The sequence below is a fragment of the Cytobacillus sp. SAFR-174 genome (genome assembly GCF_051964675.1).
Taxonomy (GTDB): domain Bacteria; phylum Bacillota; class Bacilli; order Bacillales; family Cytobacillaceae; genus Cytobacillus.
Genome location: NZ_JBQCMZ010000001.1, coordinates 213434 through 237735 on the forward strand (window position 1 = coordinate 213434; position 24302 = coordinate 237735).

At 43.0% G+C, this 24302-nt stretch carries 24 protein-coding genes and 1 other annotated feature; all 24 genes read left to right on the forward strand.

What is annotated here, in order from left to right; all coding sequences use genetic code 11:
* Positions 1–276 precede the first annotated feature (276 nt).
* The 24 genes from spoIIGA to pyrE all read left to right on the forward strand — a co-directional run bounded on the left by spoIIGA (position 277) and on the right by pyrE (position 24292).
* The gene (gene spoIIGA / locus ACTHRG_RS01095) at positions 277–1215 is read left to right on the forward strand and encodes a sigma-E processing peptidase SpoIIGA (protein ID WP_076255644.1); all 939 of its coding nucleotides are present in this window, start codon (positions 277–279) and stop codon (positions 1213–1215) included.
* Between the two features lie 44 nt (positions 1216–1259).
* Complete coding sequence (gene sigE / locus ACTHRG_RS01100) at positions 1260–1979, forward strand: RNA polymerase sporulation sigma factor SigE (protein WP_009330857.1); 720 nt, start codon at positions 1260–1262, stop codon at positions 1977–1979.
* A 168-nt stretch (positions 1980–2147) separates the two neighbouring features.
* Complete coding sequence (gene sigG / locus ACTHRG_RS01105) at positions 2148–2927, forward strand: RNA polymerase sporulation sigma factor SigG (RefSeq protein ID WP_026041699.1); 780 nt, start codon at positions 2148–2150, stop codon at positions 2925–2927.
* Between the two features lie 94 nt (positions 2928–3021).
* Complete coding sequence (locus tag ACTHRG_RS01110) at positions 3022–3291, forward strand: YlmC/YmxH family sporulation protein (protein ID WP_076255646.1); 270 nt, start codon at positions 3022–3024, stop codon at positions 3289–3291.
* A 69-nt stretch (positions 3292–3360) separates the two neighbouring features.
* The gene (pgeF, locus tag ACTHRG_RS01115; protein WP_076255648.1) at positions 3361–4188 is read left to right on the forward strand and encodes a peptidoglycan editing factor PgeF; all 828 of its coding nucleotides are present in this window, start codon (positions 3361–3363) and stop codon (positions 4186–4188) included.
* Positions 4189–4875, forward strand: a complete 687-nt coding sequence (locus tag ACTHRG_RS01120) for a YggS family pyridoxal phosphate-dependent enzyme (protein ID WP_076255650.1) — start codon at positions 4189–4191, stop codon at positions 4873–4875. It abuts the gene before it with no gap.
* A gap of 4 nt (positions 4876–4879) precedes the next feature.
* Positions 4880–5326 (forward strand): cell division protein SepF, encoded by a 447-nt coding sequence (locus ACTHRG_RS01125; RefSeq protein WP_048007904.1) that lies wholly within the window; start codon positions 4880–4882, stop codon positions 5324–5326.
* Positions 5327–5332: 6 nt separating this feature from the next.
* Positions 5333–5596: a YggT family protein gene (locus tag ACTHRG_RS01130; protein ID WP_009330847.1), complete on the forward strand. Its 264-nt coding sequence runs from the start codon at positions 5333–5335 to the stop codon at positions 5594–5596.
* A 65-nt stretch (positions 5597–5661) separates the two neighbouring features.
* Positions 5662–6435 (forward strand): RNA-binding protein, encoded by a 774-nt coding sequence (locus ACTHRG_RS01135; protein WP_076255652.1) that lies wholly within the window; start codon positions 5662–5664, stop codon positions 6433–6435.
* 396 nt (positions 6436–6831) lie between these two features.
* Positions 6832–7350, forward strand: a complete 519-nt coding sequence (locus ACTHRG_RS01140) for a DivIVA domain-containing protein (RefSeq protein WP_035328829.1) — start codon at positions 6832–6834, stop codon at positions 7348–7350.
* A 50-nt stretch (positions 7351–7400) separates the two neighbouring features.
* Positions 7401–7666 (forward strand) — a binding site (T-box leader).
* A 94-nt stretch (positions 7667–7760) separates the two neighbouring features.
* Positions 7761–10532, forward strand: coding sequence for an isoleucine--tRNA ligase (gene ileS / locus ACTHRG_RS01145; RefSeq protein WP_076255654.1), 2772 nt, complete (start codon positions 7761–7763; stop codon positions 10530–10532).
* Positions 10533–10705: 173 nt separating this feature from the next.
* A complete protein-coding gene (locus tag ACTHRG_RS01150) occupies positions 10706–10993 on the forward strand; it encodes a hypothetical protein (RefSeq protein ID WP_076255655.1) in 288 nt (95 codons plus the stop codon).
* Positions 10994–11072: 79 nt separating this feature from the next.
* Entirely contained in the window at positions 11073–11570 is a 498-nt protein-coding gene (gene lspA / locus ACTHRG_RS01155) for a signal peptidase II (RefSeq protein ID WP_009330836.1), read from the forward strand.
* Entirely contained in the window at positions 11542–12453 is a 912-nt protein-coding gene (locus ACTHRG_RS01160) for an RluA family pseudouridine synthase (RefSeq protein WP_076255658.1), read from the forward strand. The genes lspA and ACTHRG_RS01160 overlap by 29 nt, the downstream gene beginning before the upstream one ends.
* A 191-nt stretch (positions 12454–12644) precedes the next feature.
* Complete coding sequence (pyrR, locus tag ACTHRG_RS01165) at positions 12645–13190, forward strand: bifunctional pyr operon transcriptional regulator/uracil phosphoribosyltransferase PyrR (protein WP_076255660.1); 546 nt, start codon at positions 12645–12647, stop codon at positions 13188–13190.
* Positions 13191–13328: 138 nt separating this feature from the next.
* Positions 13329–14633 carry a solute carrier family 23 protein gene (locus ACTHRG_RS01170; protein ID WP_076255662.1) on the forward strand — a complete coding sequence of 435 codons (1305 nt, stop codon included), beginning with the start codon at positions 13329–13331 and terminating at the stop codon, positions 14631–14633.
* 150 nt (positions 14634–14783) lie between these two features.
* Positions 14784–15722: an aspartate carbamoyltransferase catalytic subunit gene (locus tag ACTHRG_RS01175; protein WP_076255664.1), complete on the forward strand. Its 939-nt coding sequence runs from the start codon at positions 14784–14786 to the stop codon at positions 15720–15722.
* Positions 15685–16971: a dihydroorotase gene (locus ACTHRG_RS01180; RefSeq protein ID WP_076255666.1), complete on the forward strand. Its 1287-nt coding sequence runs from the start codon at positions 15685–15687 to the stop codon at positions 16969–16971. The genes ACTHRG_RS01175 and ACTHRG_RS01180 overlap by 38 nt, the downstream gene beginning before the upstream one ends.
* On the forward strand, positions 16968–18074 hold the full coding sequence (locus ACTHRG_RS01185; RefSeq protein ID WP_076255668.1) for a carbamoyl phosphate synthase small subunit: 1107 nt from the start codon (positions 16968–16970) through the stop codon (positions 18072–18074). The genes ACTHRG_RS01180 and ACTHRG_RS01185 overlap by 4 nt, the downstream gene beginning before the upstream one ends.
* The gene (carB, locus tag ACTHRG_RS01190; protein WP_076255670.1) at positions 18053–21265 is read left to right on the forward strand and encodes a carbamoyl-phosphate synthase large subunit; all 3213 of its coding nucleotides are present in this window, start codon (positions 18053–18055) and stop codon (positions 21263–21265) included. Before ACTHRG_RS01185 ends, carB begins: the two co-directional genes overlap by 22 nt.
* Positions 21265–22041 carry a dihydroorotate dehydrogenase electron transfer subunit gene (locus tag ACTHRG_RS01195; RefSeq protein WP_286147638.1) on the forward strand — a complete coding sequence of 259 codons (777 nt, stop codon included), beginning with the start codon at positions 21265–21267 and terminating at the stop codon, positions 22039–22041. The genes carB and ACTHRG_RS01195 overlap by 1 nt, the downstream gene beginning before the upstream one ends.
* Positions 22038–22979 carry a dihydroorotate dehydrogenase gene (locus ACTHRG_RS01200; RefSeq protein ID WP_076255674.1) on the forward strand — a complete coding sequence of 314 codons (942 nt, stop codon included), beginning with the start codon at positions 22038–22040 and terminating at the stop codon, positions 22977–22979. Before ACTHRG_RS01195 ends, ACTHRG_RS01200 begins: the two co-directional genes overlap by 4 nt.
* The gene (gene pyrF, locus ACTHRG_RS01205; protein ID WP_076255677.1) at positions 22951–23667 is read left to right on the forward strand and encodes an orotidine-5'-phosphate decarboxylase; all 717 of its coding nucleotides are present in this window, start codon (positions 22951–22953) and stop codon (positions 23665–23667) included. The genes ACTHRG_RS01200 and pyrF overlap by 29 nt, the downstream gene beginning before the upstream one ends.
* Positions 23657–24292 carry an orotate phosphoribosyltransferase gene (gene pyrE / locus ACTHRG_RS01210; RefSeq protein WP_076255679.1) on the forward strand — a complete coding sequence of 212 codons (636 nt, stop codon included), beginning with the start codon at positions 23657–23659 and terminating at the stop codon, positions 24290–24292. The genes pyrF and pyrE overlap by 11 nt, the downstream gene beginning before the upstream one ends.
* Positions 24293–24302: the final 10 nt, after the last annotated feature.

Here is a 24302-nt window from a genome sequence, read left to right on the forward strand (position 1 = left end):
AAATCAACGGAGGAAAAGTGGGGGTCAAACTGCCCGTAAAGGCCCGATTGGTTCAACTAACAATCAGCGGGGGATAAGGAAAACCCCACTGATTGAAGTTTCACTTTATCGCAGTCTAACGGGCAGTAAGACCCCACTTCAAGACTCAGAGAAATCAACGGAGGAAAAGTGGGGGTCAAACTGCCCGTAAAGGCCCGATTGGTTCAACTAACAATCAGCGGGGGATAAAGAAAACCCCCACTGATTGAAGTTTCACTTTATAAAGGAGGAAGATAATTGACGGTCTATTTGGATGTTATCTGGGCATTGAATTTTATGTTTGACAGCCTGCTCCTTTATTTAACAGCCATAATTCTAAAAAGAGAAACCGGACTATGGAGAATTTTTGCGGGTGGCTTCATAGGATCCATCATTATTTTATTAGCATTTACACCTTTTAATGAATATTCAGGTCATCCGTTCACTAAGCTGCTATTCTCGATTGTAATGGTACTGGTTGTTTTCGGCTTTAAGAGGTTACGTTATTTTGTAAAAGCTCTCATGACTTTTTATTTTGCTACTTTTTTAGTTGGAGGCTCCTTAATAGGAATTCATTATTTTATCAATTTTGATTTTAAGCTTTCTTCATCTGTCATGATGGCCAGTATTAAAGGCTTTGGTGATCCAATCAGCTGGCTGTGCGTGGTTATAGGGTTTCCTCTTGCCTGGCATTTTTCAAAGAGAAATGTTGAGGGAATTGAGATGACAAAAATTCAGTATGACTCTTTTATCCTGGTGCGTGTTGTGATCAATGAAACAGAATATTGTTTCAATGGCCTGATTGACAGCGGCAACCAGTTATACGATCCCATTTCGAAGATGCCTGTTATGTTCATATCCATAAAAGACAGGCTGGATGAGTTTCCGCCTGAAATTAGTAAACTGGCAGGAAACCCGGAGGATATCATTATGGGCAGCGAGTCAATTGGAGTGGATTGGGAGCATAAAATGAGGGTCATTCCATGTAAGGTTGTTGGACAAGAACACCAATTAATCATAGGGTTTAAGCCTGACCGGATTCTCTTTGAAAAAGAGAATGAAATAATCGAAGCAGACCGCGGATTAATATCATTTTCCATGCAGCAGCTTTCATCAGACGATTCATTTCAGTGCATCGTACACCCAAAGATGCTTACAGGCAGAAGTACAATGAAGCCGGATGCAAAAGTAAGTTAATATACTATACTCTGCACGAACTTAATTTAGAAGGAGGACAATTCATGAAAAAGTTAAAACTTCGCTTATCCTACTATTGGTATAAATTGTTGATTAAGCTGGGGATCAAAACAGATGAAGTATATTATATAGGCGGCAGCGAAGCATTACCTCCTCCACTCAGTAAGGAAGAAGAAGAAATGCTCCTGATTAAGCTTCCAAAAGGGGATAAAGCGGCAAGGTCCATTTTAATTGAAAGAAATCTTCGCCTTGTTGTGTATATTGCCAGGAAGTTTGAAAATACAGGCATTAATATAGAGGACTTAATCAGTATTGGAACCATTGGGCTTATTAAAGCAGTAAATACTTTTAACCCGGAGAAAAAAATCAAACTGGCTACATATGCATCGCGCTGTATTGAGAATGAAATTCTCATGTATTTAAGAAGGAACAATAAAATTCGTTCTGAAGTTTCCTTTGATGAACCATTAAATATTGATTGGGATGGCAATGAACTTCTTCTATCTGATGTTCTGGGCACTGAGGATGACATCATTACAAAAGATCTCGAAGCAAATGTTGATAAAAAGCTGCTGTTAAAGGCATTGCATCAGCTTTCGGATCGTGAAAAACAGATCATGGAACTTAGATTCGGCCTCGGATCAGGTGAAGAAAAAACTCAAAAGGATGTGGCAGATATGCTGGGAATTTCCCAGTCCTATATTTCCCGCCTGGAAAAAAGAATTATAAAAAGACTTAAAAAAGAATTTAATAAGATGGTTTAGAAGTTTAAAGCCTTGAATATTTTTTACAAAATTTTGCAAGGTGAAAACCTAGTGTTAATGATGCTTTGACCATTTCCCCATCCGGAAGCCTGATTAGCCGGTGCATATTTTTCCTTTCCAAGGAGATACTGTTTTTTGTACAGCAGCTCCTGTGAGGAGGGAAATGGATTGACTCGAAATAAAGTAGAAATTTGCGGTGTTGATACTTCAAAGCTTCCAGTTTTAAAAAACGAAGAAATGAGAGAGCTCTTCAAGCAAATGCATAAGGGGGATATAACCGCACGGGAAAAACTCGTCAACGGCAATTTGCGCCTCGTCTTGAGTGTGATTCAGCGTTTTAACAACAGAGGCGAATTTGTTGATGACCTTTTCCAGGTCGGCTGTATCGGTCTGATGAAATCTATTGATAATTTTGATTTAAGTCAAAACGTTAAGTTTTCCACCTATGCCGTTCCGATGATTATTGGGGAAATACGCAGGTATCTGCGTGATAATAATCCGATCCGTGTCTCTCGTTCTTTAAGGGACATTGCTTATAAAGCTCTGCAAGTAAGGGAACGTCTCATGAGTAAAACATCCAGAGAGCCTACAGCCGAAGAAATAGCTAAAGAGCTGGATGTGCCACATGAAGAAATCGTTTTTGCATTAGATGCCATCCAGGATCCTGTTTCCTTATTTGAGCCGATTTATAATGATGGCGGGGATCCAATTTATGTGATGGATCAGCTTAGCGATGAACGGAACAAAGATATTCAATGGATTGAGGAAATAGCGCTCAAAGAGGGAATGAGGAGACTGAATGAACGGGAAAAACTGATTCTCAGAAAACGCTTCTTCCAAGGCAAAACTCAAATGGAAGTGGCAGAGGAAATCGGCATTTCCCAGGCACAAGTTTCAAGGCTTGAAAAAGCGGCCATCAAACAAATGAATAAAAATATTCAAAGCTAGCAGCCAATTTGGCTGCTTTTTATATTTAGCAAACATTTTTCTCATAGAAGCAAACATATATTGAATAAGAACATAAATTGGGAGTGAAGTGTCGATGGTGAAAATATCTGAATTTCAAATGAAGGATGTTGTAAATGTAGCTGACGGCAAAAAGCTTGGAAATATTGGGGATATAGATATTAATATTAGTACAGGGAAAATTGAAGCGGTCATTATTGGAGGAGCGGGGAAAGTATTAGGCTTCTTTGGCAGAGACGCAGATATTGTCATTCCCTGGAAAAACATTATAAAAATCGGTGAGGATGTCATACTTGTCCGCTATCAGGATGCGATTGAGCCGAAATATATAGAGGATGAAGCATAAGAGTTGTTAATGGTGTCATCACTGCCTTCCTTGTGGTAAACTATAGAAAAATAAAATGGGGTTAATCGCATGGAACCATTTACTTTAAAAAAGGAAGAGTATTTTGTCATAAAAGAGTGGGCGGATCGTTTTCCCAATATAACCGCTGGTTTTACAACAAAAAATGACGGCTTCAGCCGCAATGAATTTGAAACTCTAAATGTAGGATTACATGTGAATGACAGCTATGAAGCAGTCAGCCAAAATCGGCAGCATGTGGCTGACTTGCTTGGCTTTTCAATTGAAAATTGGGTTGGCGCTGAACAAACACATGATGTAAATATAAAAAAAGTTACTGAAAATGATAAAGGAAAAGGTGCTCTTGTTTACGAGGATTCCTTTCCAGGTACCGACGGCTTTTTCACATATTCTAAAGGTGTCCTTATGACCCTATGTTATGCCGATTGTGTGCCCCTTTATTTCCTGCATGAAAAGACAGGAGCCATAGGCATTGCCCATGCCGGCTGGAAAGGCACTGTTGGCGGGATTGGCAGGAATATGGCTGAACTGTTTGCAGGTGAAGGCATAGACTTAAAAGAGGTCCAAGCCGTGATTGGCCCTTCCATTTGCGGAAACTGTTATATTGTTGATGATCGTGTTATTTCAAAAGTGCAAAAAATACTAGAAGATGTCGATATAAAGCCATATAATCAAATTAGTGACAATCAATTCCAGCTTGACCTAAAAGAACTAAATACGAAAATCCTTGTAAACGCAGGGATCCCACATGAAAATATCATGATGACTGATTATTGCACAAGCTGTCATGCAGACTATTTTTTCTCCCACCGAAGAGATAGGGGGAATACCGGCAGGATGATGAGTTTTATTGGCTGGAAGGAGGAAGCAGGGAATTAAATGAGAGTAGAGGATAATTTAAAGCAAATAGAGACTGCCATCCGCGGAGCGTGTATAAAGGCCAACCGCAAGCCGGAAGAAATTACCGTAATTGCTGTTACTAAGTACGTTTCAGCGGAAAGGGCACAAGAAGCCTTTGAAGCAGGTATTCATCATTTAGGTGAAAACAGGGATGAAGGACTTCTTGCTAAATGGGAAGTTTTAAAAGACAGGCCAACCTGGCATTTTATCGGAACACTGCAAACTCGTAAAGTAAAAAATATTATTGATAAAGTTGACTATATTCATTCACTGGACAGGCTATCCCTTGCGAAGGAAATCGACAAGCGGGCGGATCGAAAGATAAATTGCTTTGTACAGGTCAATGTTTCAGGCGAAGCGTCGAAACAGGGAATAAATCCTGAAGAGGCAGCTGACTTTATTTCAAGCCTGGCTGATTATAAAAATCTCAATATCATTGGCCTGATGACAATGGCGCCACATACATCAGACAAGGATCTGCTGCGTGCCTGTTTCCGGAAGCTCAAGGACCTTCAAAAACAGGTTAAAGATCTGGGATTTGATTTTGCTCCTTGCACTGAGCTTTCAATGGGCATGTCCAATGATTTTTCTCTGGCAATTGAAGAAGGTGCCACAATGGTTAGGATTGGGACAGCTTTAGTAGGCCAAGAGGGTCAGGAGGTTTAATAAAATGAGTATAAAATCAAAATTTAAAACATTTTTCTTCCTAGATGATGAATATGACTATAAGGAAGAGGAAATCATCGAAGAAGAAAGAGAGCCGGTGAAGCAGGTGCAGAAACAGCAGCAGCCAGTTCAAAAACAGAACATTGTCAGCCTTCAAAGTGTGCAGAAATCTTCTAAAGTAGTTCTTGTTGAACCGCGGGTATATGCCGAAGCGCAGGATATTGCGGATCAGCTGAAGAACAGAAGAGCTGTTGTAGTCAATCTGCAGAGAATAGAAAAAGATCAGGCAAAGCGCATTGTTGACTTCCTAAGCGGAACCGTTTATGCCATCGGCGGAGACATTCAGAAGATTGGCACTGATATTTTCCTGTGTACACCTGACAATGTTGAAGTATCAGGGAACATCTCTCAGCTGATGAAAGAACAAGAATTAGAAAATACGAGGTGGTAGCACTTAATGGAATTAGTATTTGGAATATTGTCATCTGCAATTTATTATTACTCATGGGCACTGATTATTTATATTCTGCTGTCCTGGTTCCCTAATGCAAGGGAATCGGCTTTTGGCCAGTTTCTGGCAAGGATTTGTGAACCGTACCTTGAGCCTTTCCGCAAAATCATTCCGCCGCTCGGAATGATTGATATTTCTCCAATTGTGGCTATCTTAGTTTTGCGATTTGCCACTGGAGGCTTGCAGCAGCTTTTTTATTGGATTTCATAAGACTGACAAAACTGGGCTATCAAAATGGCCCTTTTTTATTTGTGTAAAAGGAGGCCCGCAAAAATTTGTCTATTTATCAGCACTTTCGGCCGGAAGAAAGAGAATTTATTGACCTGGTCCTTAACTGGAAAAATCTTGTGGAAAATACATATGCACCGAAGCTTACTGATTTTCTTGATCCAAGGGAGCAGCAAATCCTAAAAAGCATCATAGGACAGGATTCGGGAATCTTATTTGCTTTATTTGGCGGAACAACAGGGGCTGAAAGAAAGAGAGCACTGATATTTCCGGATTATTATACAAGCGATGAAGAAGATTTTAAAATTCGGCTGTTTGAATTGGAATATCCAAAGAAGTTTGTTACCATTGAACACCCGCAAGTCCTCGGCAGCCTGATGTCACTGGGACTAAAAAGAGGGAAATTTGGTGATATCCTATTTGAAGAGGACAGAATCCAGTTTTTTGCAGCTCAAGAAATTGAAGAGTATATCAGCCTGCAGCTGCAGTCAATTGGCAGAGCGGCAGTATCTTTGAAAAAACAGCCCTTTTCTCAGGCGATCCAATCATCAGAAGTGTGGAAAGAAAGCTCCATCACCACTTCATCCCTAAGATTGGACACAGTCATCTCAGCCGTATACAACATCTCAAGACAAAAATCCCAGCTCTATATCCAACAGGGGCTGGTTAAAGTCAATTGGACGCAAATAGAAAACCCCTCATTTGAATGCCAGCAAAGCGACATCCTCTCAGTCAGGGGACAAGGCCGATCCAAAATCATAGAAATAGATGGGAAAACAAAAAAGGACAAATGGAGAATAATTGCCGGGAGACAGAGATAGTAAAGTAGGAGAGGGTTTTAACAAACCTATATTGAGGCTGTTTTTTAAGTTTGTTGTTCAAAATGCAACATTTTGTTCATTTGCTGAGTTGATTGGAGCGTAGGGCATTTGACTCCGGCGGGAGCAGCGGGAGAGTTGAGACCCCAAAAGTGCAAAGCACCGAGGAGGCTCACCGTCCGCCCCGCGGAAAGCAAGTGTCCGCAGCGGAAATCAACGGGCTGCATTTAAAAGCCAAAAACAATTAAAAGACAGTTAAAAGAAATAATTTAAATTTGAAGGATTTTGAAACAACCTGTCGAATAAATAATCAAAAGACAGCGGAGTCTGCTATAATTAAATAGAACCAGCAGGCTCATACAATTTACATAAGATCAACAGACCTGGGAGGTGGCACTCATGCCATTAACACCGTTAGATATTCATAACAAGGAATTCAGCAAAGGATTCCGAGGTTATGACGAAGATGAAGTGAACGAATTCCTAGACCAAATCATAAAGGACTACGAAATCCTGATCCGGGAAAAAAAAGAGCTTGAAGAAAAGCTCAATGAAACGAATGACCGCATTGGCCACTTTACCACAATTGAAGAAACACTTAATAAATCTATTGTGGTTGCACAGGAAGCAGCAGAAGAATTAAAACGCAATGCTCACAAAGAAGCAAAGCTTATCATCAAAGAAGCTGAAAAAAATGCTGACAGGATTGTGAATGAATCCCTATCCAAAGCGAGAAAAATCGCACTGGATATTGAAGATTTAAAGAAACAGTCCAAAGTATTCCGAACACGCTTTAAAATGCTTGTTGAAGCACAGCTTGATATGCTGAATAACGATGATTGGGATCACTTAATGGAATATAAGCTGGACTCTACTGAACTCAAATCATTAAGAGAAGAAGAAGAATCACTGGCTTGACGAAAGCTGGAAATATCGCATATAATTTTAAAACAAAGTAAATACAATGTTTATCAACAATGAGAGGGACAGTACAGTCTTTTTAAATAGCTTATGTTCAGAGCGGTATACTCACTCTGTAAGCGAGCCGGGGATGGTGGAAGCCCGGGTATAAGCCAAAGCTGGAAAATCACCCTTGAGTTCCTTGCCGAACGTTAAGTAATCAGTAGGCCAAGGCGGATCATTCACGTTAAGAATGCTTTGAGCGGATGAAATTTCATTATATTTCATCTACAAGGGTGGTACCGCGGGAGAATAAAACCTTCTCGTCCCTTTTTGGGATGAGAGGGTTTTTTGTATTTTCCCGAGGTTTTTCTAAGCTCTCATTGGCTATCATGGTATTTAATGAGTTACAAACAGGAGGAAAAGGAATGGATTACAAAGATAGTTTATTAATGCCAAAAACTGAATTCCCAATGCGCGGCAATCTTCCAAAGCGGGAACCTGAAATCCAGGCGAAATGGGAAGAGATGAATATTTATGAAAAGGTCCAGGAACGGACAAAAGGGCGTCCGATGTTTGTTCTGCATGATGGCCCTCCATATGCAAATGGCGACATCCACATTGGCCATGCGCTGAACAAGATCTTAAAGGATTTCATCGTACGTTCTAAGTCGATGACTGGCTATAATGCTCCTTATGTTCCTGGCTGGGATACACATGGTCTGCCAATTGAGCAGGCGCTGACAAACAAAGGCGTAAAGCGTAAAGAAATGAGTGTTGCTGAGTTCCGCGAGTTATGTGAAGAATACGCATATGAGCAGATCGACAGCCAGCGCGGACAATTTAAGCGCTTAGGTGTCCGGGGTGATTGGGAGAACCCATACATCACACTTAAGCCGGAGTATGAAGCCCAGCAAATTAAAGTTTTTGGGGAGATGGCAAAAAAAGGCTATATCTATAAAGGCAAAAAACCTGTTTATTGGTCTCCATCTTCTGAATCTGCTTTGGCGGAAGCGGAAATTGAATATAAAGACAAACGTTCGCCATCCATTTATGTTGCATTTAAAGTAAAAGATGGCAAAGAAGTATTGGATCAAGATACTCATATCGTCATTTGGACTACAACTCCATGGACCATTCCGGCAAACCTTGGAATTTCAGTTCATCCTGACCTTTCTTATACTGTAGTTGAGGCAAACGGCAAAAAGTTTATGGTTGCAGAAGATTTATTGGCAGCTGTGGCTAAAGAGTTCGAATGGGAAGGTTATCAAGTTGTCCAGACGGTTAAGGGGACTGACCTTGAGAATGTGGTTGCTGAACATCCCCTTTATGGCCGTGATTCTCTTGTCATGCTGGGTGAACATGTTACAACTGATGCCGGTACAGGGTGTGTTCATACTGCTCCCGGACATGGGGAAGATGATTTCCAAGTCGGCATGAAGTACGGGCTTGACGTATTATGCCCGGTAGATGATAAAGGAAACATGACAAATGAAGCTCCCGGGTTTGAAGGGTTATTCTATGATGCAGCCAATAAGCCGATTACTGAGAAACTTGAGGAAGCCGGAGCATTATTAAAACTGACTTTTATTACTCACTCTTATCCGCATGACTGGAGAACGAAAAAGCCTGTTATTTTCCGTGCTACTGCCCAATGGTTTGCATCCATTAAGGATTTCCGCAATGAACTTCTGGAAGCTGTTAAAGAAACAAATTGGTATCCTGCATGGGGTGAGACCAGACTATTTAATATGGTCCGGGATCGCGGAGATTGGTGCATCTCCCGCCAGCGTGTATGGGGAGTGCCTATTCCGGTATTTTATGCGGAAAATGGCGAAGAAATTATCACAGATGAGACAATTGAACATGTATCAAACCTTTTCCGTGAACACGGTTCAAACATCTGGTTCGAGAAAGAAGCGAAAGAATTGCTGCCTGAAGGGTTTACACATACCGGAAGCCCGAATGGCCAGTTTACAAAAGAAACGGATATCATGGATGTTTGGTTTGATTCCGGTTCTTCCCACCAGGCAGTTCTTTTAGAGCGCGACGATTTACAGCGTCCTGCAGATTTATACCTTGAAGGTTCTGACCAGTACCGAGGCTGGTTTAACTCTTCACTTTCAACTGCCGTGGCAGTTACAGGGAAAGCGCCTTACAAAGGAGTGCTGAGTCACGGTTTTACACTCGATGGTGAAGGAAGAAAAATGAGTAAATCCATCGGTAACGTAGTTGTTCCGGCAAAAGTAATGAACCAGCTTGGAGCTGACATTTTGCGCTTATGGGTGGCTTCAGTTGATTATCAGGCTGATGTCCGGGTATCTGATGCTATTCTGAAGCAGGTTGCTGAAGTGTATAGAAAGATCCGCAATACTTTCCGCTTTTTGCTTGGAAATCTGGATGACTTTAATCCAGCAGCAGACTTGGTATCGTTTGAGAACCTGCGTGAAGTGGATCAGTTTATGCTGGTGAAGCTGAACAAGCTTATCAAGAGCGTCCGTGAGTCATATGATCGCTATGAATTTGCAAGCATCTACCATGCTGTGAACAATTTCTGTACATTGGACCTTAGTGCATTCTACCTTGATTTTGCTAAAGATGTCCTTTATATTGAAGCAAAAGATAATGCAGAGCGCCGTGCAATTCAAACTGTTCTTTATGAGAGCCTAATTGCTCTTACGAAGCTTGTTGCACCTATTCTTTCCCATACATCAGATGAGGTTTGGAGCTTTATTCCGAATGTGAAAGAAGAAAGTGTTCAATTAACGGATATGCCTGAATATACGGAGCTTCCGAACGCTAAACAGCTGGAAGAAAAATGGACTGCATTCATGAAGCTTCGCAATGATGTCCTTAAGGCATTGGAAGAAGCGCGTAATGAGAAGGTGATCGGCAAATCACTTACTGCTAAAGTAACCCTTTATGTAAACGATCAATCCAAGAGCCTTCTGGATTCAATTCAGGAAAGTCTTCAGCAGCTCTTTATCGTATCTGGATTCGAAGTAGCAGGCAGCCTTTCAGATGCTCCTGAAAATGCCGTTAAATTTGAAAACACTGCTATTGTTGTTTCCAAAGCAGAAGGCGAAACATGCGACCGCTGCTGGACAGTCACTCCAGAAGTTGGCAAGACAGAAGGATATGACACGCTTTGCCCTCGCTGTGCTGATGTTGTAAAAAATAATTATAGCCACTTGGCTTAAATACCGGCAGTCCCTCAAATATTGGGGGGCTGTTTTTCATTAACTTCTTCAAATCCTTTTTATAAATAATTCCACCTTCACTAAATGTTGTGCCGTTTGCTAAAAGTTTGTCCGTGTCTGAATTCCGTTCCGAGAAAATAATAAAGTAAACATCTCAGAACGGAGGAAAAAGCATGGATGCAAAAGCAGAAGGGCTATATACAGAACTCCGTAATACAAGACAGGAAATATTGGAAAAGCTTATGGAAGGCAACAGTTCCCCGTTGATAAAGCCTATATTATTGGAAGAGCTGCATGATATTGAACAAACACTCACCAAAATTGAATCAGGAAAATTCGGCAAGTGTGAAATTTCGGGTGAGCTGCTGCCGGAGGATTTGCTGCAGATGATTCCTACTTTAAAAACAATGGAGGATTGCAGCAGATTGGGGAATTTCTACAGAAAGTCTATTTTTCACTGAGTTTAAGCGTGTGCTGTGTTTTTTATTCAGATTGTGCTAAAATGCAAAGGTAATGATATGAGATATGGGGGTTGCCTTTGTGTTTTATTACATAATTGCATTGTTCGTTATTGCACTTGATCAGTTTACTAAGTGGCTGATTGTAAAGAACTTTGAATTAGGGGAAAGTGTTAAAGTTATTGAGGACTTTCTTTATATTACATCGCACCGCAACCGTGGCGCTGCCTGGGGCATCCTGCAGGGGCAAATGTGGTTTTTCTATGTTATAACCGTTATTGTCATAATTGGTATCATTTATTACATTCAAAAAGCAGCTAAAGGCAAATTGCTTCTTGGAGTCTCTTTGGGCCTGATGCTGGGCGGGGCAATTGGAAACTTTATTGACAGGGTATTTCGAAAAGAAGTAGTGGATTTCGTAAACACTTATATTTTTGGCTATGACTTTCCTGTTTTCAATATTGCTGACTCGGCGCTGGTCATTGGTGTAGGACTATTGATGATTCAGATGCTGCTTGAAGAGAGAGAAGCAAAGAAAAAGGAGAAATCTTATGGAGAAAATGGAACACATCATTCCTGATGAACAGGCAGGAGAAAGAATAGATAAAGTGTTATCCACATTAAATGCTGATTGGTCAAGAACTCAGGTACAGCAATGGATCAAGGATGGCAATGTTTTAGTGAATGGCCAAAAGCCTAAAACTAATTACAAATGTTCCGCAAATGATAAAATTGAAATATCAATACCTGAACCAGAAGAACTGGATGTAGTGCCTGAAGAAATGGATTTGGATATTTATTATGAGGACCAGGATGTCCTCGTTGTAAATAAACCGAGAGGAATGGTTGTCCATCCTGCAGCCGGGCATGGAACAGGAACACTTGTAAATGGGCTTATGGCTCATTGCAAAGACTTATCAGGAATTAATGGGGTCATGAGGCCCGGAATAGTTCATAGAATCGATAAAGATACGTCGGGACTTCTTATGGTTGCAAAGAATGATATGGCCCATGAGAGTCTTGTGAACCAGCTGATGAACAAAACTGTTACACGTAAGTACCGGGCCATTGTCCATGGAGTTATTCCACACGACTACGGTACTATTGATGCGCCAATCGCCCGTGATCCCAAAGATCGTCAAAGTATGAGTGTTGTGGACAATGGAAAACATGCTGTTACACATTTTCAGGTCATTGAGCGTTTCAGGGATTTCACCCTGGTGGAATGCCAGCTGGAAACGGGAAGAACACATCAAATCCGGGTTCATATGAAATACATTGGCTATCCACTGGCGGGAGATCCTAAATACGGTCCCAGAAAGACACTTGATATCGGAGGACAGGCACTTCATGCAGGCGTTCTTGGCTTTGAACATCCACGTTCTGGCGAGTACCTTGAATTTGAAGCACCTGCACCTGCTTATTTTAAGGAACTAGAAGAGAACCTGGCAAATAATCGTTGACAATTGTCCAATTGTGCTATATGATGACTATAGTTGAATAAGTCCTTTAAAACAGTCCCGTGAGGCTGGGAAGGAAACGGATTGAATAAGGAGAATTATGTCCTTATTCTGCAGAAAGAAGTCGTTTACCCTCTCACCTGATCGGTGAGAGGGTTTTTTGTATATAAAATCTGATAATAGGGGTGATCATGATGCCGCAGCAAAAAGCAATTGTTTTGGATGACCAGGCAATCAGGAGAGCGCTGACAAGGATTGCTCATGAAATCATAGAGAAAAATAAAGGAATTGAAAATTGCATTCTGATTGGCATCCGGACCAGGGGGATTTACCTGGCGAACCGCCTGGCGGAAAGAATTGAACAAATCGAGGGAGCCAAAATTGATGTAGGCGAACTTGATATCACTCTCTATAGAGATGATCTTACGAAAAAGACTGAAAATCAGGAGCCGCTTGTCAAAGGCTCCGATGTTCCAAAAGATATTAACGATCAGAAGGTGATCCTGATCGATGATGTTCTTTATACAGGAAGAACAGTTAGAGCTGCCCTTGATGCGCTGATCGATATTGGGAGGCCATCTCAGATTCAGCTTGCAGTCCTTGTGGACCGCGGCCATAGAGAGCTTCCGATAAGAGCTGATTATGTAGGAAAGAACATTCCAACCTCCAGTTCGGAAAAAATTGTCGTCGAGCTGAAGGAAGTGGATGAAAACGACCAGGTAAGTATATTTGAAAATTAAATAGCCCTTTTAAATGCAGTCCAGAGAGGCTGGCAAAGGGGAACACAGCAGAATCGGTCTGTCTTTTGCTGTGCTCTTGCACCCTCTTTGCACTCCTGCAAAGAGGGTTTTTTAATAAAATGCAGAGGAGAGATCGTAATGAATAAGCCTATTTTAGATATAAAGGATGTTCCAAAACCAGCCCATTGGCTGACATTAAGTTTACAGCATTTATTCGCAATGTTCGGAGCCACTATACTTGTACCATACTTAGTAGGATTAAATCCTGCCATTGCGCTAATCTCAAGCGGACTGGCAACGATAGCCTTTCTAATCATTACAAAATGGCAGGTGCCGGCATACCTTGGTTCATCTTTCGCATTCATTGCCCCGATCCTAGCTGCCAAAGCTGCCGGAGGTCCGGGTGCTGCCATGATCGGCAGCTTCATGGCTGGACTTGTGTATGGGGCAGTAGCCCTGATCATCAAAAAAGCAGGCTACCGCTGGATTATGAATTTGCTACCGCCAATTGTGGTAGGACCTGTGATCATTGTAATCGGATTGGCATTAGCAGGGACAGCAGTCGGAATGGCTATGAACAATCCTGAAACTGGTGAATACAGCATGCTGCATTTCTCAGCAGCGCTTATCACTTTAGGTGCAACAATCATCTTTTCCATCTATGCAAAAGGTATGCTCAGTATGGTGCCGATTCTGGCAGGGATCATCATCGGCTATGTTTACTCACTGGCTGTGGGCCTGATCGACTTCTCTCTTGTACAGCAGGCAGCCTGGTTCGAAATGCCGGAATTCTTATTCCCGTTCGCAGATTATGAAGTGAGGATAACTCTGGATCTTGCGCTTCTAATGATTCCGGTAGCTGTTGTGACAATCTCTGAACATATCGGCCATCAGCTTGTCCTTGGAAAAGTAGTTGGAAAAGATTACATTAAAGAACCGGGTCTTCACCGCTCCATCCTTGCTGATGGAACAGGAACAATGATCTCGGCATTAATCGGGGGTCCGCCAAAGACAACTTACGGTGAAAACATTGGTGTACTCGCCATCACGAAAATTTACAGTGTCTATGTACTTGCGGGGGCTGCAGTCATTGCCATCATCTTCGGATTCATTGGCAAGGTGACAGCACTGATCAGCTCGATCCCTACTCCAGTAATGGGCGGCGTATCGATCCTGCTGTTCGGGATCATCGCTTCATCAGGATTAAGAATGCTGGTTGACAGCAAAGTGGATTTTGGAAACAACCGCAATCTGGTTATCTCATCAGTCATCCTTGTCCTGGGAATTGGGGGAGCTCATATCGAGATTTGGGCATTCAAACTGGAAGGAATGGCACTGGCAGCAATCAGCGGGGTTCTCCTGAACCTGATTCTCCCTGGCAGGGAAGAGACTAAGGAAGATATTTTTGAAACAGAAAACGAAAAAAAAAATAATGTAGCTTAATGCTTTTTAACTAAGTCCCGAGAGGCTTAAAAGGGTGTTGGCGGCAAACCTGGCTATACGGTATCAGTGTATCCGTATATCCGGCTGCCTCAACTTTGCAGCACCCTGACCAAATCGGCAGGGTGCTTTTTTTGAAGAGGAGGATAAAAAATGAAACATTTGCTCACTACCTCAGAGTTGGAAATTAAAGAAATCAATAAAATTCTTGAAGATGCGCAATATTTTTTAAACGGCGGAACATGGACCCCTGAACGAAAGGTTTTTGTCGCAAACCTTTTCTTTGAGAATAGCACAAGAACTAAATGCAGCTTTGAAGTGGCTGAAAGGCGGCTTGGACTGGACATAATTCCTTTTGAAGTCAGCACATCAAGTGTATCCAAGGGTGAGTCATTATACGACACAGTCAAAACACTGGAAGCGATCGGTGTGCACGCAGTCGTCATCCGCCATAGCGAGGATCGCTACTTTGACGAATTGGCAGACAAAAGCGGTGTGTCCATCCTGAATGCAGGGGATGGCTGCGGGCACCATCCAACACAATCACTGCTGGATCTGCTGACGATTAAACAGGAATTCGGATCCTTTGAAGGATTAAAAGTAGCCATCATCGGTGATATCGCACATAGCCGTGTCGCAAGGTCCAACGCAGATGCACTTGTCAGGCTCGGTGCGAAGGTTGTTTTTTCAGGTCCAAAAGAATGGTTTAATGAAGAATTGCTTGAGAATGGAATGTATGAAGATGTTGACACAGCTATGGAAACTTCTGATGTTGTCATGCTCCTGAGAATACAGCATGAGCGGCATGAATCGAAAGCTGACCAAACGGCTGAAGAATACCACCTGGCATACGGCCTTACAGAAGAACGTGAAAGAACAATGAAGCCAAGCAGCATTATAATGCATCCGGCACCTGTAAATCGGGGTGTTGAAATAGCAGATTGTTTAGTGGAATGCGGGCGCTCCAGGATCTTCAAGCAGATGCAAAATGGTGTGTACATCCGAATGGCTGTATTAAAACGATCAATTGAACATATTGAAGGGGGAGCTAAACATGTCAACATTGATAAAAAATGGCCAGTTGCTTACTAAGAAAGGGAACTTTGAAAAAACGGACATTTACATAAAGTCAGGAAAAATCGCTGAGATAGGTGCAGGTGTGGGGAGAGAGGCACAGGAAGTGATTGATGCAGAAGGATTGCTGGTTGCTCCAGGTTTTATAGACCTGCACGTCCACTTGCGTGAACCAGGCGGCGAAAAAAAAGAAACAATCGAAACTGGCACAAGAGCAGCTGCTAAAGGCGGTTTCACAACGGTTGCTGCGATGCCGAATACCCGGCCGGTACCTGATACAAAAGAACAGCTTGAAAAATTGAACAGCCGTATTGATGAGACTGCGGCGGTCAAGGTTCTGCCTTATGCATCGATTACAATCCGTGAGCTTGGCCAGGAATTAACAGATTTTAAAGCTTTGAAGGAAGCTGGGGCGTTTGCTTTTACAGATGATGGAGTAGGAGTGCAATCAGCAGCCATGATGCTTGAGGCAATGAGAAATGCCGCAGAGATCAGCATGCCGATAGTTGCGCACTGCGAAGAAAATACCCTCATTAACAAAGGTTCCGTACATGATGGAGTTTTTGCTAAAGAGAACGGTTTAAATGGTATTCCTTCTGTCTGTGAATCAGTGCAAATCGCAAGGGATGTTCTTCTTGCCGAAGCTGCCGGCTGCCATTATCATGTCTGCCACATCAGCACGAAAGAGTCTGTCAGGGTGGTAAGAGATGCAAAGCGGGCAGGCATCAAGGTAACAGCCGAGGTGACACCTCATCATCTCCTTCTATGTGAAGAGGATATCCCGGGTCTGGATGCTAAATTTAAAATGAATCCTCCATTAAGAGGAGCAGATGACAGAGCTGCCTTAATCGAAGGATTGCAGGATGGCACAATAGACTTTATCGCCACCGACCATGCACCACATACAGCAGCAGAAAAAGAAGAGGGGATGGCACTGGCGCCTTTTGGGATTGTCGGACTTGAAACTGCCTTTCCGCTTCTTTACACCCAATTCGTTGAGAAGGGGATATTCACACTAAAGCAGCTGATTGATTACTTAACAATCAAGCCAGCAGAGGCATTCGGCATTCAATCAGGAAAATTGGAAGCTGGTGAAATAGCAGATCTTGTCCTGCTTGACCTGAACCGTCAGGAAAAGATTGATCCAGCTCAGTTCTTATCAAAAGGGAAAAACACGCCATTTACTGGCTGGGATTGTAAAGGCTGGCCGGTAGTGACAATAGCAGGCGGAAAAATTGTTTGGAACAGAGGGAGTGTAAAAGCATGAAAAAACAGCTGATTCTGGAAGACGGAACAATTTTTATTGGAAAGGGATTCGGAAGTGATACGAATTCGATAGGAGAAGTAGTATTCAATACAGGAATGACGGGTTATCAGGAAATCCTGTCTGACCCATCCTACTGCGGCCAAATCGTAACCTTGACATACCCCTTAATCGGAAATTATGGGATAAACAGAGACGATTTTGAATCGATCTCCCCGGCAATCTCCGGTTTTATTGTGAAAGAAGCGTGCGAGTTTCCTTCAAACTGGAGAAATGAACAATCGATTGAAGAATATTTTAAGATGAAAAACATCCCTGGAATTGCTGGCATCGATACAAGAAAATTAACAAGAATTATCAGGCAGCATGGTACGCTGAAAGGTGCTATTTGCAGCATAAGTGAAAACCCGGAAGTGATCATTGAAAAACTGAGGGCAACCAAGCTGCGAAACGATCAGGTTAAGCAAGTCTCAACTAAGACACCATATCCAAGCCCTGGCCGCGGCAGAAGGGTAGTCCTTGTAGATTTCGGCATGAAACACGGAATCTTAAGAGAATTGAACAAACGGGGTTGTGATGTGATTGTTGTGCCTTATAACACAGCAGCTGAAGAAATACTCAGCATGAGCCCGGATGGTGTTATGCTTTCAAATGGCCCTGGAGACCCGAAAGATGTTCCGGAAGCCATCACAATGATTAAAGGACTGCTGGGAAATGTACCGATTTTCGGAATTTGTCTGGGACATCAGCTTTTTGCCCTTGCTTGCGGTGCCAATACAGAAAAACTGAAATTCGGCCATCGCGGTTCAAACCATCCGGTGAAAGATCTGCAAACCGGAAAAGTCGCTTTAACATCTCAAAACCATGGATACTCAGTAGAAGAAAATTCAATTACTGGTACTCCGCTTGAAGTAACACATATCGCCTTAAACGATGGAACAATTGAAGGCTTAAAGCATAAAGAAGTCCCTGCATTCACTGTGCAATATCATCCTGAAGCTTCACCGGGACCTGAGGATGCAAACGGATTATTTGAACAATTCTTGCAAATGATTGAATCACATAAAGAGGAAGGTGCTGCAGCATGCCAAAGCGTACAGATATAAAAAGCATTTTAGTAATCGGTTCAGGACCAATTGTCATCGGGCAGGCAGCAGAGTTTGATTATGCTGGAACACAGGCTTGCATTGCTTTGAAAGAGGAAGGATACCGCGTAATTCTTGTAAACTCAAATCCTGCCACTATTATGACAGATACCGAGATTGCTGACGCGGTATATATAGAGCCGCTTACGCTGGAATTCGTCAGCCGCATTATCCGGAAAGAACGGCCTGATGCGCTCGTTCCAACTCTTGGGGGACAGACAGGATTAAACCTGGCAGTAGAGCTTGCTGAATCAGGTGTTTTGGAAGAATGCGGGGTTGAAATCCTCGGTACAAAATTGTCTGCTATCCAAAAGGCGGAAGACCGGGACCTTTTCAGAAACTTGATGAATGAGCTTGGCGAACCAGTGCCTGAAAGTGAAATTATTCATAACCTGGATGAAGCATATGAATTTGTAAACAGGATTGGCTATCCGGTCATTGTACGCCCTGCTTTTACATTGGGGGGAACAGGCGGGGGCATCTGCCATGATGAAGAAGAGCTGATAGAAATTGTGACAAGCGGCTTAAAGAATAGCCCTGTTACACAGTGTTTGCTTGAAAAGAGCATTGCGGGTTTCAAGGAAATTGAGTATGAAGTGATGCGGGACTCCAATGACAATGCGATTGTTGTCTGCAATATGGAAAACTTTGATCCTGTAGGGGTCCACACAGGAGATTCAATCGTTGTAGCCCCCAGCCAAACTTTGAGTGATCGTGAGTATCAGCTGCTTAGAAACACCTCATTAAAAATTATCCGCGCCCTCGAGATTGAAGGTGGATGCAACGTGCAGCTGGCGCTTGATCCGGATAGCTTCAATTATTACATCATCGAAGTTAACCCGCGTGTAAGCCGTTCATCTGCGCTGGCATCAAAGGCAACAGGTTATCCGATTGCCAAATTGGCAGCCAAGATAGCGGTAGGGCTGACACTTGATGAAATGATGAATCCTGTGACAGGGAAAACATATGCCTGCTTTGAACCGGCATTGGATTATATTGTCTCAAAAATCCCGCGCTGGCCGTTTGATAAGTTCGAATCTGCAAACCGTTCGCTTGGCACCCAAATGAAGGCTACAGGTGAAGTAATGGCGATAGGACGGACATTTGAAGAATCTCTCCTGAAAGCAGTACGTTCACTTGAAGCAAACATTTATCATCTTGAGCTGAAGGATGCCGGTAAAATTTCTGATGAATTGATCGAAAAGCGAATCCGTAAAGCAGGAGATGAACGCCTGTTTTATATCGGTGAAGCCATCAGAAGGGGAGTCACTATCGAGACGATTCATGAATGGAGCAAAATTGATTTATTCTTCCTTTATAAGATTAAGAAAATCATAGATTTTGAGAATGTACTAACTGAAAATCCTTTTGACCCTGAAACAGGGAAAGCTGCAAAGGAAATGGGCTTTGCCGATCTGGTAATTGCCAGGCTGTGGGATTCAAATGAGTTGGAAGTATACAGCTGGAGAAAAGAACATGCGATTGTACCGGTTTACAAAATGGTTGATACATGTGCAGCGGAATTTGAATCGGAAACTCCGTATTTCTATGGAACTTATGAAGATGAGAACGAATCAGAAGTGTCCGGCCGCAAAAGTGTTGTCGTTCTGGGCTCAGGGCCAATCCGGATCGGGCAGGGAGTGGAGTTTGATTATTCAACTGTTCACGCGGTATGGGCCATCAAGGAAGCAGGATATGAAGCAATCATCATTAATAATAATCCTGAAACAGTCTCTACTGACTTTAGCATCTCCGATAAGCTCTATTTTGAGCCGCTAACGATTGAAGATGTGATGCACATTATCGATCTTCAGAAACCGGAAGGTGTAGTTGTACAATTTGGCGGACAAACCGCTATTAATCTTGCAGCAGATCTGGTAGAAAGAGGCGTAAAAATTCTGGGAACTTCGCTTGAAAGCTTAGACCGGGCAGAAGACCGGGATAAATTTGAGCAAGCTCTTGCAGAGCTTGGCATCCCGATGCCTAAAGGAAAGACTGCCCTGTCGGTGGAGCAGGCAGTAGAAATTGCCGGTGAAATCGGATATCCAGTGGTCGTCCGTCCATCATATGTACTTGGCGGAAGAGCCATGGAGATCGTTTATAAAGAAGATGAGCTTCTATACTATATGGAAAATGCCGTAAAAGTAAACCCGGAGCATCCCGTATTAATTGACCGATATTTGACTGGGAAGGAAATTGAAGTGGACGCTATCTCGGATGGGGAAAATGTACTCATACCGGGCATCATGGAGCATATAGAAAGAGCAGGAGTTCACTCAGGTGATTCTATTGCGGTCTATCCTCCGCAAAATGTTTCAGAAGCAATCAAAGACAAGCTTGTTGAGTATACGGAGAAGATGGCTAAAGGCCTTGGCATTATAGGTCTGCTAAATATCCAGTATGTAGTGGCTAAAGGGGAAGTATATGTTCTGGAAGTCAATCCGCGTTCAAGCCGGACAGTTCCGTTCTTGAGCAAGATTACAAATGTGCCAATGGCTAAAATCGCCACAAAGGTTATCATGGGCCAAACTCTTGCTCAGCAGGGCTTTGGATCCGGCCTTGTTCCGGAGAGAAAAGGCGTGTTCGTAAAAGTGCCGGTGTTCTCTTTCGCGAAATTAAGAAGAGTAGACATCACTTTAGGGCCTGAAATGAAGTCAACCGGTGAAGTTATGGGGAAAGATTCCACGCTTGAAAAAGCCCTTTATAAAGGTCTTGTTGCTTCCGGCATGAAAATCCAGCCGTTTGGAACTGTTCTAATGACTGTCGCCGACAAGGATAAGGAAGAAGCTCTGCAGCTGGCAAAAAGATTTGTATCCATCGGCTACAGGCTAATGGCGACAAGCGGAACGGCTTTATTCCTGAAAACTGAAGGCATACCTGTAAAAGTAACTGGAAAAATCGGCTCAGCAGGGCCTAACCTTCTGGATGTCATAAAAAATGGCGAAGCGCAATTTGTTATTAATACTTTAACAAAAGGGAAACAGCCTGCAAGAGATGGCTTCCGCATCCGCCGTGAATCAGTGGAAAATGGGGTGCCATGTCTAACCTCACTTGATACGGCAGAAGCAATTCTTCAAGTAATCGAATCAATGAATTTTTCAGCAGACGCGATGGATAAGCCAGAGGAAGTCCGGGAGGCGGTTTTATCTTGATCAGACAGGAACAATGTAAAGTCATATCACAAATTAAACTGGCCGAAAACATTTACGAGCTCACCCTTCAAGGTGAGCTTGTTCATGAAATGAAAGAGCCCGGGCAATTCGTCCATTTGAAAATATCAGAGGGCTATGATCCAATGCTGAGAAGGCCAATCAGCATTGCAGAAATTTTACCTGATGAAAGCCAGTTTAAAATGATTTACCGTGCTGAAGGCAGAGGAACGGCATTGCTTTCAGAAAAAAAACCTGGTGATTTCACTGATGTACTGGGACCGCTTGGAAATGGGTTTCCGATCAGTGAAGCTGGCCGGGGAGAGACGGCCCTTCTTGTAGGGGGAGGAATCGGAGTCCCCCCTTTATATGAACTGTCCAATCAGCTTGTAAACCGCGGCGTTAAGGTAATTCACGTCCTGGGATTTCAATCGGCCGGCGCGGTATTTTATGAGGAAAAGTTTGCCCGGCTGGGCGAGACCTGCCTTGCCACAGCTGATGGAAGCGCAGGAACGAAAGGCTTTGTTACAGATGTTATTAATCGGTTGAATATTGATTTCGATGTTTTATATTCCTGCGGCCCTACACCGATGCTGAAGGCGCTTGAAAATCAATTCCCTCATAAAAAGGTATTCCTGTCATTGGAAGAACGAATGGGATGCGGCATCGGGGCATGTTTTGCATGTGTCTGCCATACAGGGAATGACCCTGAAGGATACAGTTATAAAAAAATCTGCAGTGACGGACCGGTCTTTAAAGCAGGGGAGGTAGTTCTATGAATTCATTAAACGTCAGTCTGCCTGGGCTGGAGTTAAAAAATCCAATCATGCCTGCATCAGGATGCTTTGGCTTCGGCAGGGAATTCAGCCAGCTTTATGAATTGAGCCAATTGGGCGCAATCATGATAAAGGCGACGACTTTAGAGCCCCGATTTGGAAATCCAACACCAAGAGTGGCTGAGACATCTGCAGGTATGCTAAATGCAATCGGGCTGCAGAATCCCGGCCTGGATAAAGTGGTAAATGAAGAGCTTGTATGGCTTGAACAATACGATGTCCCGATCATTGCCAATGTAGCCGGTTCGCAGGAAGAAGATTATATGGCGGTTGCCAGGAAAATTTCTGCAAGCCGGAATGTACATGCACTTGAACTCAACATCTCATGCCCGAATGTGAAAACAGGCGGAATAGCATTCGGCACTATTCCGGAAATTGCAAAAAACTTAACGAAAAAAGTAAAAGAGGTTTCTGAGGTACCTGTCTATGTGAAGCTTTCACCAAATGTCACAAATATTGTAGAAATGGCTAAAGCAGCAGAAGATGGCGGAGCTGATGGTTTAACGATGATCAACACGCTTGTCGGCATGAGAATCGATCTGAAAACCGGCAAGCCTATTCTGGCAAACAAATCAGGCGGTCTTTCAGGGCCAGCCATTAAGCCAGTCGCACTCCGGATGATCTATGAAGTGAGCCAGCAGGTATCCCTTCCGATCATCGGCATGGGAGGAATTGAATCTGCTGAGGATGTCATCGAATACTTCTACGCAGGGGCAAGTGCAGTAGCGGTTGGAACAGCTAACTTCGTAGATCCTTTTGTGTGTCCGAAAATTATCGGTGAACTGCCGGAACTTATTGGAAAGCTGGGTTATGAACATATTTCAGAATGCACAGGAAGGAGCTGGAAGAAACTTGAAAAATCCGCTCATTATTGCTCTTGATTTTCCAGGAAAACAGGAAGTTCATCATTTTCTGAAAAACTTTGAAAATGAAAAGTTATTTCTTAAGGTCGGCATGGAGTTGTTTTACCAGGAGGGACCTTCCATTGTTTACGATTTAAAAGAACAAGGGCACAATATTTTCCTTGATCTCAAGCTTCATGATATTCCGAATACAGTACAAAGTGCAATGAAACGTCTTGCCGGGCTTGGCTGCGATATGGTTAATGTGCATGCCGCAGGAGGAAAAGCCATGATGGAAGCAGCATGTGAAGGACTAGAAGCAGGCAGCACCGGAAAAAGGCCATCTTGTATTGCGGTGACACAGCTGACAAGCACATCGGAACAGCAAATGAGATCTGACCAATTAATCGCTGTTTCATTAAACGAATCTGTTCTTCATTATGCCAATCTTGCCAAAGAAGCGGGACTTGATGGTGTGGTTTGTTCAAGCTTTGAGGCAAGGGCGATAGGTTCAAAAATAGGCTCTGCCTTTCTGACTGTAACACCGGGAATACGCCTGTCATCAGACGATAATGGAGATCAGAAGAGAGTGGCCACACCAGAATTCGCGAGAAAAGAAGGAGCTTCTGCCATTGTGGTGGGACGGTCGATTACCAGAGCGGAAAATCCTTTCGAAAAGTATATTCAATGCAAACAATCCTGGGAGGGTGTTCTGAATGAAGCATAAAATTGCAGAAAAATTACTGGATATAAAGGCTGTAGCATTAAACCCAAACGATCCGTTTACTTGGTCTTCAGGACTGCGTGCCCCAATTTATTGTGATAACCGTCTGACACTGTCTTATCCTGAAGTCAGAAAAGAAATTGCTGCCGGTCTTCAGGCTATCATTCTAAATAAATTTCCTGAAGCAGAACTAATTGCCGGGACTGCCACAGCGGGCATTCCTCATGCAGCCTGGGTCAGTGGCAATATGGAACTGCCAATGTGCTATGTTCGTTCCAAGGCAAAGGGACATGGAAAAGGAAAGCAAATTGAAGGTCAAGCAAATAAAGGCCAGAAGGTTGTTGTTGTAGAAGACCTGATCTCAACAGGTGGAAGTGCCATTACTGCTGTCAAAGCTTTAAGAGAAGCAGGCTGTGAGGTGCTGGGTGTGGCGGCCATCTTCACATACCAGCTTGAAAAAGGAAAAGAAATGCTGGCTGAAGAGAACATCAAAGCATATACTCTGACTGATATTGAAGCTCTCACAGAAGTAGCTGTGGAAAAGGGCTTTATCCAGGAAGAGGATATGAACAAGCTGATTGAATGGCGAAAAGACCCTGCTGAGTGGGGAAAAGTATCTCAGGTTTAGTCAAATGAAA